Source organism: Segatella copri (genome assembly GCF_002224675.1).
In the GTDB taxonomy this organism is placed as follows: Bacteria; Bacteroidota; Bacteroidia; order Bacteroidales; family Bacteroidaceae; genus Prevotella; species Prevotella copri_U.
Window position 1 is genome coordinate 48,582 of sequence record NZ_NMPZ01000001.1, and the last position, 18,777, is coordinate 67,358.

The window sequence follows — 18,777 nt, forward strand, 5'->3', positions numbered from 1 at the left end:
ATACCCAGGGCGATGCCCTGGGCTAGGAGCTTCTGCCCTTTCAGGGCGTCCTTGAACCACATTCGCTAGTTCTTCAGGGCGTGTGGAGCATACTTGCGAAACTTGAATCTCTAATTTCTATTCTTACAGTTTTTCGATGAATGCCTTCATCTCTGCCTCGTGTTCCTTCGCCTTGAGGAAAAGATGCCACTGGTTCTGGGCTCTTACGAGGTTGTGCTCAGGATACTTGCACTTCCAGTAGTGATCGCCGTTGAGGTAATCCCAGAGGAAGCGGACTGCCTGCATGTATGGGAAGAGCTCGGCTGCATGAGGAAGCAGGGAAATCTCCAATGGAGAAAGGAAGGCTGATGCTGACTCCACATAGCCGCGGGTGAATGATTCGAAGATGTCCATGCGGAAATCTATCTTCTCGAACTCTGGAGAATCCTCGGCGATGGTATTCGCTGCCGTGCGGAGGAAATCGCCGTAATCGCTCACGAAGAGTGATGGCATCACGGTATCGAGGTCGATGACGCACAAAACGCGGCCCTCTTCATCAAACATCATATTGTTGACCTTGGTATCGCAGTGGCAGACATGCTTCTGCAACTTGCCCTCGCGGAAGAGGCGCTGGCAGAGACACATCTCATCCATATAACTCTCTATTTCTGCGATGAAATCCTTTACGCCTTCTGCTCGTCCGGCACGGTCTTCCTTGACAGCCTGACGGAGCTGGTCGCGGCGCAGTTCCATGTTGTGGAAATCAGGGATGGTTTCGCCGAGACGGTCGGTGATGTCTGTGAGCTGAGCCTCGAACTCTCCGAAGGTCTTTCCTGCGTAATAAGAACTTTCTGGGTTGACAGCTTCCTGGGTGATAGCACGAGGAATGAAGACGGAAATGCGCCAGTACTGCTGGTCTTCGTCTTTTACATAGGTCTTGCCGTTGCTCGCCTTGACGAAGGTGAGCACCTTGCGGTCGATGTCGTCAGCGCCCTGTTTTTCGAGCTGCTGGCGGATGTGTGTAGTTACTTCCTCGATATTATGCTGCAAGAGATCTACATCGGTGAAGATAGAGTCGTTGATGCGCTGGAGAACATAGTCTGGTGCATCATCTTCTACTGTTGTCACCTTGTAGGTGTCATTGATGAGTCCATTACCGAGAGGTTTTACCTCATTTACAGTTCCGGTGATATCGAACTGTGAGATGATAGGTTTGAGATCTTTCATTTTAGTTTGGTTTTAAATATATTTTTAAAGCTTTTGCCCTTACAGGGCGTAGTTTCTTATTGGATTTTTAACCCAGGGTGATACCCTGGGCTAGGAGCTTCTGCCCTTACAGGGCGTATTGCTTGCAACATTCTCCCAGTGCTAGGAGTTTTCCCTTTTCAGGGCGTATTGCTTGCAATATTCTCCTTATGCTGGGAGCTTGTTAGTTGGCTCCTCACGCCCTGAAAGGGCAGAAGCTCCTAGCCCAGGGCAACGCCCTGGGTTGTTTGGATGCAAGCCTTTCGCCCTGTAAGGGCAAAAGCTTTGACATTATCTCAGGTCGATGACTTCTGCTCCTGGGAATTCCTTGCTGTTGAAGACGAAGGAATTGTTGGAAATACCTTTTGCCTTGAAGCCGGAGATGTTGATGGTGCTCCAGGTAGAACCCTGGCGCATCTTTACCTGCGATGGCACGTGGGTGTTCTTGTTGATGGTGATATACATCTCTGCCACGGTACGCTTCTGGTTGTTGGCAACGAGATGCACCTGATAGTTGCTGCCCACAGTCTTGAGGCTGCTCTTATATCCTGTCTTGTAGATGTGGATGAAGGTATAAGGATTCATCGACATCTGCTTGGCCTGGGTAGGGTTGCTCACGTTCACCTCGTTGGTCTTCTTCATATAGGTCCACTGCGTCTTGCCGTTATACCATACGATGGCTTCCGGTGTGCGCGCATTAAACTTGTTGCCCTTGATGGTGATGGTACCGCTTGCCGAACCATACTTAGGACTAGACAGCTTGAAGTTGGCGGTAGCACCCTTCTTGTTGCCGATAACGGCAGCGGTCTTGTCGAGCACCTGCTGGGCGGTCTGCGCCATAGTGCCCAGGCTCATCATCGCTGCGAAAGCGATAGCTAAAATCTTTTTCATATCCTTACTGTTTATTGTATTAAAACTAAACCTAAAGCTTTTGCCCTTTCAGGGCGTATTGGTTCTTCGCTCATTGACCCAGGGTGTTGCCCTGGGCTAGGAGCTTTTGCCCTTTCAGGGCGTTTCTCTTACGAGTTCCTCAATTGCATCAGCAATGTATTGAGCTGGTTCTCATCCTGCAGGAGTACCTCTCTTGGCTTACTGCCCTGAGCGGCTCCTACGATGCCTGCTGCCTCAAGCTGATCCATCAGTCTGCCGGCACGGTTGTAGCCGATGCTGAAACGGCGCTGAATCATACTGGTGCTGCCCTGCTGCGAGAGAACGATGGCATGGGCTGCCTCCTCGAAATATGGATCCAGGTTGCGGGTATCTACGCTGCCGTTGCCTCCTACGCCGCCATCTTCGCTGGCTGGTTCAGGGAGTTCCATCGGTTCGATAGGACCAGGCTGGTTGCAGATGTATTCGTTGATGCGCTCAATCTCTGGTGTATCTACAAAGGCGCACTGTACACGCACCGGTTCGTTGCCGTTGAGATAGAGCATATCACCACGACCGATGAGCTGGTTGGCTCCCGTTCTGTCGAGGATGGTCTTGGAGTCGATGGCCGATGTTACCTTGAAGGCAATACGGCCCGGGAAGTTCGCCTTGATGTTACCGGTGATGATGCTGGTGGTAGGACGCTGGGTAGCGATGATCATGTGGATGCCCACGGCACGGGCCAGCTGGGCGATGCGGGCGATAGGAAGCTCTACCTCCTTGCCAGCTGTCATGATCAAATCTCCAAACTCATCGATAATTACCACGATGTATGGCATAAATTCGTGACCATCAGTCAGTTTCAGTCTGTGGTTCACGTATTTCTGATTATACTCCTTGATGTTTCTGGCTCCCGCCTTCTTCAGCAGGTCGTAGCGGCTGTCCATCAGCACACAGAGGCTGTTCAGCGTTCTCACCACCTTGGTTACATCGGTGATGATAGGCTCCTCCTCATCCGGAACGGCAGCCATAAACTTGTTGGTGATGCGTGAATATACGCTGAACTCCACCTTCTTAGGGTCGATGAGCACCAGCTTCAGCTCGTTAGGATGCTTCTTGTAGAGCAGGGATGTGATGATGGCGTTCAGACCAACAGATTTACCCTGACCGGTAGCACCGGCAACGAGCAGGTGAGGAATCTTCGCCAGATCCACCATGAACACCTCGTTGGTGATGGTCTTGCCCAGCGCGATAGGCAGCTCCATCTTGGTTTCCTGGAACTTCTTGGAGTTCAGGATGCTCTCCATGCTCACGATGTTTGCCTTGGCATTAGGCACCTCGATACCGATGGTTCCCTTGCCAGGGATAGGAGCGATGATACGGATACCCAGGGCAGCGAGGCTCAGGGCGATATCATCCTCCAGGTTCTTGATCTTGGAGATGCGCACACCCTCGGCAGGCTGAATCTCGTAGAGAGTGATGGTAGGGCCCACGGTGGCACGGATGGTCTTGATCTGTACGCCGAAGTTGCCCAGCACCTCGATGATTCGGTTCTTGTTGGCCTTCTGCTCCTCTTCGTCGATAGACACCTCCTGGTCGTCGTATTTCTTCAGCAGGTTGAGGGTAGGGTACTTGTATCTTGTGAACGGCTCCTTCGGATTGATAGGCGTATTGAGCACCTCGGCATTGCTTACGGTGTTGCTGGTAGCCTTCTCCTCTCCGGTAGCCACAGAGATATCCATTCCGATATGAGCCGAAGCGGCAGCGGCTGCAGCCATCTCCTGGCGCTCTCTTTCTGCGCGCTGTGCTCTGAGCTCACGCTGCTGCTGAATCAGGCTCGGAGCAGCCACGTTCTTGTCGGCATCAGCCTGCTGGCTGTCATCGGCTGCGGCTGCATCAAGGTCGATTGGCGTGGTGGTCTTCTCATTTCCGTCCTTCTGCTCCTTGTCCATCTCCTGCTGCAGAGAACTTTCCTGGTTCTGGTCAGCCCCCTGGTTTTGGGATGTCTCCTGAGCCTGAGAAGTCTTGGAATTCTTGTCCATCTCCTCATCATCATCCACGACACCCTGGGCAGCATTGCGGTAAGCTTCATCGATGGCATTATTCTCCTCCTGCTCCTCCCTGTGGTTGGTAATCTCGAATTTCACCTTATTAGATATATAGCCGATAGGGTTGAGTGCCTTTCTCACGATGGTGATGGTCTCGGTGGTGATATAGGTGAGGAATGCGATGGCCACGAAGAGAAGGATGGCGGTGAGTCCCGGAGGACCGATGACGTTCTCCAAGGTCTGGACCACAAACATGCCGTGCTTTCCGCCCGGATTGAAGATGAGACTACCGAAGATAGGAGTGAGGAACTTGGCGAAGGTGACGGATGACCAGATCATCACCACCATCATGCAGAAGAACCACTTCCAGAGATTCACGCGATAGACATTCATCAGCTGGAAACCCACCATCACCACGAAGCAGGGAATCAGGAAGGCAGGGAAACCGAAGTTCACCGCCATCAGCCAATAGGAGAGGATGGCACCAATGGATCCGCAGTAGTTCTGGAACAGCTGCTGGGTGTTGGTCCATTCTCCGGGCTGCATGTTCTCCAGCAAGCTCTGGTCGGCAGCGCCCGTACTGAGGAAGGAAATCATCGCCAGTATCATGACGACAGCAACCACGAGAAGAGCGAGTCCGAGGAAGAAATCGGTGATCGTATTGTTGAAAATATATTGTAAACCAATGGCTTCGCTAAATGATTTAGTTTTGCCTGATGTTTTTTTCTTTGCCATTTTTCTATTCCTTTTTAATATTTAACTGCAAAATTAGCAAAAAAGATTGAGAAACGCTCCTTTTTTTCGGGATTTTTTGCTAATTTTGCAACTTGTAATGAATAAATAGCAGTAATGAAGATAATTTTCACTAGTTTCGAAAAGAAAACTATCAATAGCCTGCCTCGAATTCTCTTTCCTGGCAAAATGATAGTGATAGATAAGGCTGAAGATACAGATGCCGCTGTAGAATATCTCCTGGGACAGGATATTCTGGGTGTGGATACGGAGACACGACCAAGTTTCTCCAAGGGTATGCACTTCCAGGTATCACTGCTGCAGGTGAGTACCCGCGATACCTGCTATCTCTTCCGCCTGCATCTCACGGGTATGACACCAGCCATCATCCGATTCCTGGAGGATAAAAAGGTGCCAAAAGTGGGATTGTCTTGGCATGATGACCTCTTGCAGTTGCATCGCAGATGCGATTTCAAGCCGGGATATTTCATCGAGTTGCAGGATGTGGCTAAGAAATTCGGCATCAAGGATATGAGCTTGCAGAAAATCTACGCCAACCTCTTCCATCAGAAAATCAGCAAGGCTCAGCGACTCAGCAACTGGGAATCCCAGGAGCTCAGAGAGGCTCAGTGCAGATATGCCGCCACGGACGCATGGTGCTGCATTCATATCTACGAGGAGTTCAACCGTCTCAGCAAGGATGACGATTACGAGCTGGTAGAGTTCTAGGTTGATGTATTCGATTTTTCGTAAATGAGAGAATTGATAGAACTTAAAAGACTATATAATATAATAATGTATAAGAACGTATATTTAAAGAAAGGAAAAGAAGAATCTCTCAAGAGATTCCATCCATGGATATTCTCCGGCGCTATCCAGCGCATGGACAATGATATAGAGGAAGGTGAAACCGTAAGGGTCTTCACTTCTGCCGGCGACTTCATCGCCATCGGTCACTATCAGATCGGTTCCATCGCCGTGAGAGTGCTCTCTTTCAGCGATGTGGATATCGACAACGAATTCTGGTGCGCCCGATTGGAGTCGGCTTACAAGATGCGTCTGGCGGTAGGTATCGCCGGAAATCCAGACAACAACACCTATCGACTGGTGCATGGCGAGGGAGATAACCTGCCGGGTCTCGTTATCGACTGCTATGGTCCTACTGCCGTGATGCAGGCTCACAGTGTGGGTATGCACGTATGCCGTATGGAGATTGCCAAGGCGCTGAAGCAGGTGATGGGCGACGAGCTGCAGAACATCTACTACAAGAGCGAGACCACCCTGCCATACAAGGCAGACCTGCGCCAGGAGAATGGCTTTATCCTGGGTGGCGATGCTGATGATGTGGCTGTGGAGAACGGATTGAAGTTCCATATCGACTGGCTGCGCGGTCAGAAGACCGGTTTCTTCGTAGATCAGCGTGAGAACCGCTCCCTGCTCGAGCATTACGCCAAGGGCAAGAGCGTGCTCAACATGTTCTGCTATACCGGCGGCTTCTCTGTCTATGCCATGCGCGGCAATGCCAAGGCGGTTCACTCCGTGGACAGCAGCGCCAAGGCGATCGAGCTGACCAATGAGAACATCGCTCTCAACTTCCCTGGCGACCCACGCCACGAGGCATTCTGCGAGGATGCGTTCAAGTATCTGGATGAGCACGACCAGCAGTATGATCTCATCATCCTCGATCCTCCAGCCTTTGCCAAGCACCGTGCAGCGCTGCGCAATGCGCTGAAGGGATATACCCGCCTGAATGTAAAGGGCTTGCAGAGAATCAAGAAGGGTGGAATCCTCTTCACCTTCAGCTGTTCTCAGGTGGTTACCAAGGATAATTTCCGCAACGCTGTGTTTACTGCAGCAGCCCAGGCAGGAAGAAAGGTTCGCATCCTGCACCAGTTGCATCAGCCAGCCGATCATCCTATCAACATCTATCATCCTGAAGGCGAATACCTGAAGGGACTCGTGCTTTATGTGGAGTAAGCTCTGACAGCTTAAAAAGAGTAAAATCTCTATGTCAGAGTATATACGATGAAGAATGTAGAGTAAAAATACAATGAAGAAATTTTCAATCATGATATGTCTGGTTTCAGCTCTTCTGCTGGGAATGGCCAGTTGCGGCGATTCACAGCAGAAGCGACTGCGACTGAGCAAACAGGAGAAGGCCCGACTCGACAGCATCGACCGGGCTTCGCTCAAGGTGGGTGTGATGCCTACGCTCGATTGCCTTCCGGTATATCTGGCTTACGAGGACAGCATCTTCCTGAAGCAGGGAGTAACGGTACATCTCTATCGCTACAATGCGCAGATGGACTGCGATACAGCCATCGCCCGAAAGAGGGTAGAGGGTACGGTGACCGACCTGGTGAGAGCTGCCCGCCTGCAGAAGCAGGGTACACAGCTCTTCTATCCTGTCTCTACCAATCTGTACTGGCAGCTTATCACCAACCGCAAGGCGCGTATCTCGGAGCTGAAGCAGTTGTCAGACAAGATGATAGCCATGACCCGTCATTCTGCCACCGATTATCTCTCTACGCTTGTCATCGACAGCGTGAAGACCAAGTATGACGTATATCGCGTGCAGATCAACGACCTGAACATCCGCCTGCGCATGCTCCTCAACAATGAGATGGATGCCGCCTGGATGCCGGAGCCATACGCCACACAGGCAAGAATGGCTAAGCATGTGGCACTGGCGGATAGTAGAGACAAGAACCTCCAGTTGGGAGTGATTGCCTTCCGCAGCAAACTGAAGAGGGAACCTCGAAGAAAAAAACAAATCGACAGATTCGTGAAAGCTTACGACATCGCTGTAGATAGCATCAATAAGAATGGCGTACAACACTATTCCGCTTTACTGACCAAGTATTATGGTATTGATGCCCAAACCGTTAGCAATCTGCCAAAATTAAAGTACAGTCACGCTATGGAGCCTCGCCAGCGAGATCTCAAGGTGGCAGATATTAACAATTAAACAACTACAATTATGTCAGAAGAAGTGAATTTGTCAGAAGAGTCTAATAACCCAGAAGAAGATGTTCTGGATCAGGATTTTTTGTTGGAGAAGATTGACGAAATGCGTGATTTGATTCATCAGCAGCGTTTTAGCGAATGCAAGCCAATGCTCGTGGAGGTCTTTACCCCCTTTTCGAGCAATAAGCAGTATATTAACCGTCTGCTGCAGAGCTTGCTGACCTCCCTTTTCGCCAATATGAGTCTTTTCCAACGCAAGAAGATTCCTGATGGAGTGTTTGGCATTCCCATAGAGCATAACAAATCTTTTGAGGAACTTGATATCCCGGAAATGACCCCTGAGGCTAGAGCGAAGTACATCTCCAGCACTATTTCTGGGCTCGACCAGCTTCTGGTAGATGTCGAGATGGATATCCGTTCAGACCAGGGTGTTTTCAAGGATTTGAAAAAGCTGGGTGAGGAGATTGATATCAAAGAGGTGAAGTCAACCCTCGAGAAATTCGTTTCCCGAGAGGCGATGCTTTTCCTGAACCACGACCTCTCGAAGGAGGAGCAGGACCAGGCTTCAGCCCGTCTGTATCAGGAATGGGAAGAGTGTCGCGAAAAGATTTTCGGCAGATTTGTCTCTTCTGGACATTGGACCGATGAGAAATGTGCTGCTGTCAAAGACACCATTCTCTCGCCTACAGTTGATTCCTTGACCTCTCAGCTTTTGGTGAGTGCCATTACGCTCTCTGCCGCCACTGTCTTTGATATGGGTAAATTCACTTTGCTCTACGATATTTACCGTCAGACAGATGACGATGAGGTGAAGGTGCGTGCCCTTCTGGGATGGCTGCTGGTTTCCATGAATTCCAGCTACTACAAACAGCAACCTGATTTTCGTAGCTTTGCAGAGCAGTTGACCGAGGATTGCAAGAATGATCAAGACTTGCTTGCCGATATCATAAAAGCCCAGAAGATGCTTGCCGTGACTGTATTCAGCGAGCAGAAGTCTATCGACTATACCAATGATATCATGTCATCGCTGTCAAAACGTTTCCTCGGCGACCTGAAAAATAAGGTAGCTGATTTGCTGGACGCTGATGAAGATATGAGAAATCTCTTCGAAATCGATGAAGACGAGGAAACTTCGGAAGAGGAGAGTCCTATCCGTTCTGTCGATATCAATACCGATGAGGATGGGGTCGATAATCTCAACGTGGGTGTGGATAGCCCGCTCTCTATGGATGAAATGATGGATAAGGGTATTGACATCCTCTTGCCGCAGTTTAAGATGTTACGAGACCAGACTGATTTCTTTACTCATCTGTACAATTGGTTTATGCCTTTCTATCTGAAGAATCCTCATGTAACCGAGGCTCTCGGATTCGTAGATGAGAAGAGAAAGTTCTGCAAGGCTTTCTGTTCTACTGCAAGATCTTGTCCTGCCGATGCCTATTCCCTGGCAAACCTGATCATCTCTCATCCTAATGAGATACCGGAGAATATTGTTGACTGTTACGATGACCCTGAGGATGAGGGAGATGGCAGCGAGCCTGCAGATGAGGAAGAGATTGTTAATGAATTTTTTAAAGAGCCTGGAGAGCATCGTGCAAAGCGTATCCGTATCAACTACATCCGCAACCTCCTGCGCTTTTCCAAGTTTTATAAAGGGAAGGATGAACTCTTCACTATCCTCGACGAACTGGATGATGACAAACCAGCCTATGCAGTCTTGGCGGGTCCTCTTTTCCAGGATGAATTCTTCGATAAGTATCGCATGGCTATAGCCCGCTATTCCTTCCGCCGCGAGTTCCCAGACATGGTTGAAGTGATGCTGGAAGGTGTACCATGCGACACGTTGGAGATGCACTTCATGAAGGGATGGGTATGTATGCAGAAGGAAGACGATCATAGTCTTCGCATGGCTGTCAGTCACTTCAAGGAGATGCTGAAGATGCAGCCAGACATGAAGCAGGTATATCTGCAGTTGGGCATCTGCTATCGTAATCTCATCCAGGTGGATGAGTATCTGGAGAATTTCGACAAGCTGATGGAGTTCAAGGATTCATTCTCAGAAGAGGAACTCTTCGAGTTGAAACTGGATAAACTGAAGTTCATCGTCATGAACAACAGATTTGAAGAGGCGATGCCGCTGGCTTACGAGCTGGATTATACACATCCGGAGAATCAGATGGCGGGAGCCTTGCTCACACAGCTGCTTATCAAGATAGGTGGCGAACATGCGGAAGAGAACTTCCAGAAGGCTCATCAGCGCCTGGATGAATATTTCGCCGAAGCGAACGAGCTTTTCGGTAGTTTCGAGAAGATGAAAAAAGAGGGTAAGGATACGAAGAATATGATGATGCAGGCGATGGATCTCTTCTTCAAGATGATGAAGAATGATAAGGCTGCCGAAGCGTACAACAACTATTCGCTTGGTCTCCTGGCATTGATAGAACATCAGCCGAAAAAGGCTTTGGAACCTTTCTTCAGGGCTTATGCCTATTATGTAGAAAAGGATGAGAATGTATTCTTTGAAGCCCTTAAGGAAGACTATAAATGGTTGAAGAACTATGGATGTTCTTACACTGATTTGATGATTATCTATAATCAGGTAGTGGCTGAACACCAGCAAACGGAAGATGAATTAAAGAAGTATGCCGATAAATCAGAATAGAAATAACAATAACAAGACACAGATAGATACCAACTACGCCCACCTGCAACCGCAGGCGGTGGAGTTGGAAAAGGTGGTTCTGGGTGCATTGATGATTGATACCGATGCTTTTTCGGTGGTATCCGAGATGCTGAAACCTGAAACCTTTTATGATCCGAGACATCAGAAAATCTACGAGGCGATTCAGACCATGAATATGGAGGAGCGCCCCGTGGATATCATGACCGTTACGGATGAACTTACCAAGATGGGCGCCATCGAGAAGATTGGTGGAGCCGGTTACCTGATGGAGATTTCCTCGCAGGTGGCTTCGGCTGCCCACATCGAGTACCATGCCCGAATCCTGGCGCAGAAATATCTGCAGCGACAGCTCATCCATTATGCCGGCGACATCGAAACCCAGGCGTATGATGAGGGTGTGGATGTGGACGAACTTATGCAGCATGCCGAGGGTGAGCTTTTCCAGCTCTCTCAGGGTAATATGAAGCAGGATTACACCCAGATTGATCCGGTTATCAAGGAAGCCGTGGATATCCTGCAGCGTGCTGCCCAGAACAAGGGCGGACTCACGGGTATTCCTACCGGTTACCAGCAGATGGATGATATGACTTCAGGATGGCAGCCTTCCGACCTGGTGATTATCGCCGGACGTCCTGCCATGGGTAAGACTTCCTTTGCGCTGAGTATCGCCAAGAATGTAGCGGTAGATCACGGGGTGCCTATCGGATTCTTCTCGCTTGAAATGAACAACGTTCAGCTGGTCAACCGTCTTATCTCGAATGTCTGCGAGATTTCGGGTAAGAAGATCCTGAACGGTCAGTTGGATCCAAGCGAGTGGGAGCGACTGGACAAGAAGATCCGTTCTCTCACGGGTGCACCTATTTATATAGATGATACTCCGGGCCTCTCCGTCTTTGAGTTGAGAACCAAGGCGCGCCGACTGGTGAGAGAGAAGGGAGTGAAGCTGTTGATGATCGACTACCTCCAGCTGATGAATGCCAACGGTATGAAGTTTGGTAGCCGTCAGGAAGAGGTTTCCACCATCTCCCGTTCCCTCAAGGGACTTGCCAAGGAGTTGAATATCCCGGTACTCGCCCTCTCTCAGCTCTCGCGTAACGTAGAAAACCGTGAGGGTCTCGAAGGAAAGCGACCACAGTTGAGCGACCTCCGTGAATCCGGAGCCATCGAGCAGGATGCCGATATGGTACTCTTCGTTCATCGTCCGGAATACTATCACATCTATCAGGATGAAAAGGGAAACGATCTTCATGGTATGGCGCAGATCATCATCGCCAAGCACCGTAAGGGTGCCACCGGAGATGTACTCCTGAACTTCCGTGGCGAGTTCACCCGCTTCCAGGATCCTACCGATTCCTATACTCCAGTACAGGAGGGTGGTGAAATCATGGGTTCCAAGATGAATAGCGGAGCTGCTGATGGGATGATTGCCAGCGGTGCCATTCCACCTCCGCCGATGACAGGACCTGACGGTCCGTTACCTTTCTAGTTGAAAAGAAAGTAATTTCGTACCAGAACGTTCATTTTCAGAATAATCTGGTATAAAAACGGCACATTTCTCTAGATTTTGGGTAAAAAATAGGTGGAAAATGGCAATTTGAAAGAATTTCTATTAAAAAAGTTATAAATTGTTTGCGTATATCAGAGAAAATGATTACCTTTGCCAGCGATAAATATATAACGTATAAAAATAGAAAGATATGAGAGCATTAGCGTTGAATATTACAAGCATTATTATTATTCGACTTCGACTGCAGCATGTAGGCGGAAGTGATAAGGTGTGCGTATAGTTCAGCGGTTTGGATATATTGAGCCTTTCTACACTTCCGTATATGGGAGTGAGAAAGGCTTTTTTAATTCCCAGCTCTTTACGCCCTTGCCAAAAGTAAGGGCGCAATGTTGCCCCTATAAGGGCAAAAGCTTTAATTAATAAGAGAAATAAAAATATTTAAGAGATATGAGTGACAGATTATTTATTTTCGACACAACCCTTCGTGATGGCGAACAGGTTCCAGGATGCCAGTTGAATACCGTAGAGAAGATTCAGGTAGCTAAGGCGCTGGAGCAGTTGGGCGTTGATGTCATTGAGGCTGGATTCCCTATTTCAAGCCCGGGTGACTTCAATTCCGTAGTAGAGATTTCCAAGGCTGTAACATGGCCTACCATCTGTGCGCTGACCCGTGCGGTGGAAAAGGATATCGACTGTGCTGCCGAGGCGTTGCAGTATGCTAAGCATAAGAGAATTCATACGGGTATCGGTACCAGCGATAGCCATATCAAATATAAGTTCAATTCCAACCGTGAGGAGATCATCGAGCGTGCCGTGGCTGCTGTCAAGTATGCCAAGAAGTATGTTGAGGATGTGGAGTTCTACGCTGAGGACGCTGGCCGTACCGACAATGAGTATCTGGCTCGCGTGGTAGAGGCTGTCATCAAGGCAGGTGCTACCGTAGTCAACATTCCTGATACCACCGGCTATTGCTTGCCGGATGAGTATGGTGCCAAGATCAAGTATCTGATGGATCACGTTGACGGCATCGAGAATGCATGCATCTCTACCCACTGTCACAACGATCTCGGTATGGCTACTGCCAATACCCTGCAGGGTGTATTGAATGGTGCCCGCCAGGTGGAGGTGACCATGAATGGTATCGGCGAGCGTGCGGGTAATACTTCGCTCGAGGAAATCGCCATGATTCTGAAGTGCCACAAACACCTCAACATTGATACCAACATCAATACCACCAAGATTGTGCCTATGTCTCGTATGGTGAGCAGCCTGATGAACATGCCTGTTCAGCCTAACAAGGCGATTGTGGGCCGCAATGCCTTCGCTCATTCTTCTGGTATCCACCAGGATGGCGTGCTGAAGAACGTTCAGACTTACGAAATCATCGACCCTAAGGATGTGGGATTGGATGATAACGCTATCGTATTGACAGCCCGCTCGGGTCGTGCAGCCTTGAAGTATCGCCTCCACGTTAACGGCGTGAATGTAGATGACGAGGAGAAACTCGACAAGATTTACAAGAAGTTCCTCCAGTTGGCTGACAAAAAGAAGGAGGTTACCGATGAGGATGTATTGATGCTCGCTGGTGCTGATTCTGCCGATAAGCATGGTGTTCAGCTCGACTGGTTGCAGGTTACCACCGGCAAGGGCGTGAAGAGCGTGGCAAGCATTGGCTTGAACATCGCTGGTCAGAAGTTCGAGGCTGCTTCATCGGGTAATGGTCCTGTGGATGCTGCCATCCGTGCCCTCAAGAAGGTCATCACCAAGGAGATGAACCTCAAGGAGTTCACCATCCAGGCGATTGACAAGGGTTCAGACGATGTGGGTAAGGTTCACATGCAGGTGGAGTACGATGGTCATGTATATTATGGCTTCGGCGCAGATACCGATATCGTGACAGCTTCTGTTGAGGCTTACATCGACTGTATCAACAAGTTCAAGGTAAGATAAAATTAATTCAGATAAATATATAACAAACAGGATATTATGAATACATTATTCGACAAGATTTGGGACAAGCACGTTGTCCAGATTGTAGAAGACGGCCCTACACAGCTTTACATCGACCGTCTCTACTGTCACGAAGTAACATCACCTCAGGCATTCGCTGGTATGCGAGCACGCGGACTCAAGATGTTCCGTCCAGACCAGATTTTCTGTATGCCTGACCACAATACTCCAACCCACGATCAGGATAAGCCAATCGAGGATCCTATCTCAAAGAAGCAGGTAGATACCTTGGCAAAGAACACTGCTGATTTCGGCGTAACCCACTTTGCCATGAATACCAAGGATAATGGTATCATCCACGTGGTTGGTCCTGAGAAGGGTCTTTCTCTTCCAGGTATGACCATCGTCTGCGGCGACTCTCATACTTCTACTCATGGCGCTATGGGTGCCGTAGCCTTCGGTATCGGTACTTCTGAGGTCGAGATGGTGATGGCTTCACAATGTATTCTCCAGAGCAAGCCAAAGTCTATGCGCATCAGCATCAACGGTAAGCTCGGCAAGGGCGTTACTGCCAAGGATGTAGCTCTTTATCTGATGAGCCAGCTCACTACTTCGGGTGCCACCGGTTACTTCGTTGAGTACAGTGGCGATGTAGTGAAGGATATGTCAATGGAAGGTCGTTTGACTCTCTGCAACCTCTCCATCGAGATGGGTGCCCGTGGTGGTTTCGTAGCTCCTGATGAGACAACATTCGAGTACATCAAGGGTCGTGAATATGCACCTAAGGGTGAAGAGTGGGACAAGGCTGTGGCTTACTGGAAGACCTTGAAGAGTGGCGATGATGCTGTATTCGACAAGGAGTTGACTTTCGAGGCAAAGGATATCGAACCACGCATCACCTACGGTACCAACCCAGGTATGGGTATCGGCATCACTGAAAGCATCCCAACGCTCGATGAGATTCCTGAGGAAGAGCAGGCTGGTTTCAAGAAGAGCCTGAACTATATGGGCTTCCAGCCAGGCGAGAAACTCGAGGGTCATCCTATCGATTATGTATTCCTGGGCGCATGTACCAATGGTCGTATTGAAGACTTCCGTGCTTTCGCTTCCCTGGTTAAAGGAAAGAAGAAGGCTGAAGGTGTAACTGCTTGGCTTGTACCAGGTTCTTGGTTGGTTGATAAACAAATACGTGAAGAGGGAATTGATAAGATTGTAGAGGCTGCCGGCTTCGAAATCCGTCAGCCAGGATGCTCTGCCTGCCTGGCAATGAACGATGATAAGATTCCTGCAGGCAAGTACTCTGTAAGTACATCCAACCGTAACTTCGAGGGTCGTCAGGGACCAGGTTCCCGCACCATCCTTGCCAGTCCATACGTAGCAGCTGCAGCCGCTATCACTGGTAAGATTACCGACCCAAGAGAGTTTATGTAATTTTTAATTAATAATGTACAATTAATAATGTACAATTGACAAGTACAGTTATGAAACAGAAATTCAATGTAATTACATCAAGCTGCATTCCTCTTCCATTGGAGAATGTAGATACAGACCAGATCATACCAGCCCGTTTCCTCAAGGCTATCGATAAAGAGGGTATGGGCGACAACCTCTTCCGCGACTGGCGCTACAATGCCGACGGAACACCAAAGCCAGACTTCGTGATGAACGACCCTTCCTACAGTGGTGTCATCCTCGTAGCAGGCAAGAACTTCGGTTCTGGTTCTTCCCGTGAGCACGCTGCCTGGGCTATCGCAGGTGCAGGCTTCCGTGTTGTCATCAGCTCTTTCTTCGCTGATATCCACAAGAACAACGAGTTGAACAACCTCGTATTGCCTGTTGTGGTTAGCGAGGAATTCCTGAAGGAACTCTTCGAGAGCATCGACAAGGATCACAAGACAGAGGTGAAGGTAGATCTTCCTAACCAGACTGTTACCAATCTTGCTACCGGCAAGAGCGAGCACTTCGAAATCAACGGCTACAAGAAGCACTGCCTCGAGAACGGTCTGGACGATGTGGATTTCCTCGTTCAGAACCGTGACAAGGTAGAGGCTTGGGAAGCTAAGAACAAGTAATCAAGTAATTATGAACGTTAACGCAAAGAGAGATAGTTCTCGTATCAGGGAGATTGAGATCATGGACAGCACGCTGCGTGACGGCGAGCAGACCAATGGTGTCAGTTTTCTCCCTCACGAGAAATTGATGATAGCAAGAATGCTGTTGCACGATATCAATGTAGATCGCATTGAGGTGGCTTCAGCACGTGTGTCGGAAGGCGAAAAGGATGCTGTCGCTCGTATTTGCCGTTATGCCAAGACCATAGGTAAACTGGATTCCGTTGAGGTATTGGGATTCGTGGATAACAACAAGAGCGTGGATTGGATTGCCGAATGCGGCGGTCATGTCATCAACCTCTTGGCGAAGGGTAGCTACAAGCACTGCACCCAGCAGCTTAAGATGTCGCCTGAGGAGCATCTCGCTCATATCAAGCAGACCATCGACTATGCTTTGAGCAAGAATTTCACCGTAAATCTCTATCTGGAGGACTGGTCGAGCGGTATGCGCGACAGCCGTGACTATCTCTTCATGATGATGGACGAGCTGGTGAAACTGCCAATCAAGCGCTTCCTGCTTCCTGATACTTTGGGTATCCTGAACCCATTGCAGTGTGTGGAGTATATGCGCCAGATGGTTCGCCGTTATCCGAACTCTCACTTCGATTTCCATGCCCACAATGACTACGATTTGGCGGTGAGCAACTCGCTGGCAGCCGTATTGAGCGGTGCCAAGGGTCTTCACGTTACCGTGAATGGTTTGGGCGAGCGCTGCGGCAATGCGCCATTGGCGAGCGTACAGGTGATTCTGAAGGATATGTTCGGGGCAAAGACCAATATCAAGGAAGACCGCCTGAACGATATTTCCCGATTGGTTGAAGGATACAGCGGCATCGCCGTGGCTCCGAATACCCCTGTGGTGGGTGATAACGTCTTCACTCAGGTAGCTGGTGTGCATGCCGATGGCGACAACAAGGACAAGCTTTATTGTAACGACCTGGTGCCTGAGCGTTTCGGCAGACATCGTGAATATGCATTGGGTAAGAATTCCGGTAAGGCGAACATTATCCAGAACCTTAACGAACTGGGCTTGGAGTTGACGCCGGAGCAGACCAAGGCTGTGACCAAGCGTATCACCGAACTCGGCGACCGCAAGGAGCTGGTAACCCAGGACGACCTGCCATACATCGTGAGCGATGTGCTGAAGCATAGCACACCTGAGGATAAGGTAAAACTGGTCAGTTACATGGTGTCCACTTCTTATGGTTTGAAGCCTATCGCCAGCGTGAAGGTAGAAATAGAGGGTAAGGAGTATGAAGACCGTAGCTCTGGTGATGGTCAGTATGATGCCTTCGTCAAGGCGCTTCGCAACATCTACAAGGTGAAGCTCGGCAAGACCTTCCCTACGCTCGACAACTATCAGGTAACCATTCCACCTGGTGGCCGTACCGATGCCCTTGTTCAGACCGTCATTACCTGGCGTGAAGGCGACCGCATCTGGCGTACCCGAGGCTTGGATGCCGACCAGACAGAGGCTGCCATCAAGGCAACGCTCAAGATGCTCAATATGTATGAGGCAGATAAGAGCGATGAACAGCCAGCATCGCCTCGAAATTTAGATATGGAATAAAAACAATTAAAAAATCAGATAAGATGAAATTAAACATTGCAGTTCTCGCCGGTGATGGTATCGGACCAGAGATTATGAAGCAGGGCGTAGCAGTAATGCAGGCCATTGCAGAGAAGTTCAACCACGAGTTTACTTACAATGAGGCTATCTGCGGTGCTCACGCTATCGACGAGGTAGGTGATCCATTCCCAGAGGAGACCTTCAAGACTTGTATGGATGCTGACGCAGTGCTCTTCGCAGCCGTTGGTGACCCACGTTTCGACAACAACCCTACAGCCAAGGTTCGTCCTGAGCAGGGTTTGCTCGCTATGCGTAAGAAGTTGGGCCTCTTCGCCAATGTCCGCCCAGTGGCTACATTCGATTGCCTGCTCCATAAGTCACCATTGAAGGATGAGCTCCTGAAGGGTGCTGACTTCGTAGTCATCCGCGAGTTGACTGGTGGTATGTACTTCGGTGAGAAGTATCAGGATAACGATAAGGCATACGATACAGATATCTATACCCGTCCTGAGATTGAGCGCATCCTGAAGGTAGCTTTCGAGTTTGCCATGAAGCGCAACAAGCACCTGACAGTAGTAGATAAGGCAAACGTATTGGCATCTTCCCGTCTTTGGCGTCAGATTGCCAAGGAGATGGAGCCACAGTATCCTGAGGTTAACACCGACTATATGTTTATCGACAATGCTTCTATGCGTGTGTTGACAGAGCCAACATTCTTCGATGTCATCGTTACAGAGAACACCTTCGGTGATATCTTGACTGATGAGACTTCTTGCATCACCGGTTCTATGGGCTTGCAGCCATCTAGCTCTCTCGGTGAGCACACACCATTGTTCGAGCCTGTTCATGGTTCATGGCCACAGGCAGCTGGCAAGAACCTGGCTAACCCTGTAGCTCAGATTCTTTCTGCAGCCATGTTGCTCGAGCACTTCGGTTTGAACGAGGAGGGCGCCTTGATCCGCAAGGCAGTAGATGCTTCTCTCGATGCCAATGTCCGCACTCCTGAGATTCAGGTTGAGGGCGGTGCTCACTATGGTACAACAGAGGTTGGCGAGTGGATCGTTAACTGGATCAAGAATGCTTAATCTGGATTGATTTTTAGAAGTATTCTTACAAGA

At 49.3% G+C, this 18,777-nt stretch carries 13 protein-coding genes; 10 read left to right on the forward strand and 3 right to left on the reverse strand.

All coding sequences use genetic code 11. The features are described 5' to 3' along the window. Window positions 1–123: 123 nt before the first annotated feature. The 3 genes from CFT61_RS00185 to CFT61_RS00200 form a co-directional block, all read right to left on the reverse strand. Window positions 124–1,206: a phosphotransferase enzyme family protein gene (locus CFT61_RS00185; RefSeq protein ID WP_089542490.1), complete on the reverse strand. Its 1,083-nt coding sequence runs from the start codon at window positions 1,204–1,206 to the stop codon at window positions 124–126. Window positions 1,207–1,515: 309 nt separating this feature from the next. Beyond that, window positions 1,516–2,115, reverse strand: coding sequence for a LolA-like putative outer membrane lipoprotein chaperone (locus tag CFT61_RS00195; RefSeq protein ID WP_089542491.1), 600 nt, complete (start codon window positions 2,113–2,115; stop codon window positions 1,516–1,518). A gap of 128 nt (window positions 2,116–2,243) precedes the next feature. Next, window positions 2,244–4,874, reverse strand: a complete 2,631-nt coding sequence (locus tag CFT61_RS00200) for an FtsK/SpoIIIE family DNA translocase (RefSeq protein ID WP_089542492.1) — start codon at window positions 4,872–4,874, stop codon at window positions 2,244–2,246. Window positions 4,875–4,988: 114 nt separating this feature from the next. On the opposite strand from CFT61_RS00200, the gene CFT61_RS00205 reads away from it, so the two are divergent. The 10 genes from CFT61_RS00205 to leuB all read left to right on the forward strand — a co-directional run bounded on the left by CFT61_RS00205 (window position 4,989) and on the right by leuB (window position 18,744). Further along, on the forward strand, window positions 4,989–5,600 hold the full coding sequence (locus tag CFT61_RS00205) for a 3'-5' exonuclease (RefSeq protein ID WP_089542493.1): 612 nt from the start codon (window positions 4,989–4,991) through the stop codon (window positions 5,598–5,600). Window positions 5,601–5,666: 66 nt separating this feature from the next. Beyond that, window positions 5,667–6,848, forward strand: coding sequence for a class I SAM-dependent rRNA methyltransferase (locus tag CFT61_RS00210; RefSeq protein ID WP_089542494.1), 1,182 nt, complete (start codon window positions 5,667–5,669; stop codon window positions 6,846–6,848). Window positions 6,849–6,921: 73 nt separating this feature from the next. Further along, window positions 6,922–7,839, forward strand: coding sequence for an ABC transporter substrate-binding protein (locus CFT61_RS00215; protein WP_089542495.1), 918 nt, complete (start codon window positions 6,922–6,924; stop codon window positions 7,837–7,839). A gap of 12 nt (window positions 7,840–7,851) precedes the next feature. Further along, window positions 7,852–10,500 (forward strand): tetratricopeptide repeat protein, encoded by a 2,649-nt coding sequence (locus CFT61_RS00220; protein ID WP_089542496.1) that lies wholly within the window; start codon window positions 7,852–7,854, stop codon window positions 10,498–10,500. Then, the gene (gene dnaB, locus CFT61_RS00225; protein ID WP_089542497.1) at window positions 10,481–12,007 is read left to right on the forward strand and encodes a replicative DNA helicase; all 1,527 of its coding nucleotides are present in this window, start codon (window positions 10,481–10,483) and stop codon (window positions 12,005–12,007) included. The genes CFT61_RS00220 and dnaB overlap by 20 nt, the downstream gene beginning before the upstream one ends. Window positions 12,008–12,475: 468 nt before the next feature. Next, window positions 12,476–13,978, forward strand: a complete 1,503-nt coding sequence (locus tag CFT61_RS00230) for a 2-isopropylmalate synthase (protein ID WP_089542498.1) — start codon at window positions 12,476–12,478, stop codon at window positions 13,976–13,978. Window positions 13,979–14,014: 36 nt separating this feature from the next. Further along, window positions 14,015–15,409, forward strand: a complete 1,395-nt coding sequence (leuC, locus tag CFT61_RS00235; protein ID WP_089542499.1) for a 3-isopropylmalate dehydratase large subunit — start codon at window positions 14,015–14,017, stop codon at window positions 15,407–15,409. A 50-nt stretch (window positions 15,410–15,459) separates the two neighbouring features. Then, window positions 15,460–16,050 carry a 3-isopropylmalate dehydratase small subunit gene (gene leuD, locus CFT61_RS00240; RefSeq protein ID WP_006846819.1) on the forward strand — a complete coding sequence of 197 codons (591 nt, stop codon included), beginning with the start codon at window positions 15,460–15,462 and terminating at the stop codon, window positions 16,048–16,050. A 10-nt stretch (window positions 16,051–16,060) separates the two neighbouring features. Further along, a complete protein-coding gene (locus CFT61_RS00245; protein WP_089542500.1) occupies window positions 16,061–17,659 on the forward strand; it encodes an alpha-isopropylmalate synthase regulatory domain-containing protein in 1,599 nt (532 codons plus the stop codon). A 23-nt stretch (window positions 17,660–17,682) separates the two neighbouring features. Beyond that, window positions 17,683–18,744: a 3-isopropylmalate dehydrogenase gene (leuB, locus tag CFT61_RS00250; RefSeq protein WP_089542501.1), complete on the forward strand. Its 1,062-nt coding sequence runs from the start codon at window positions 17,683–17,685 to the stop codon at window positions 18,742–18,744. Window positions 18,745–18,777: the final 33 nt, after the last annotated feature.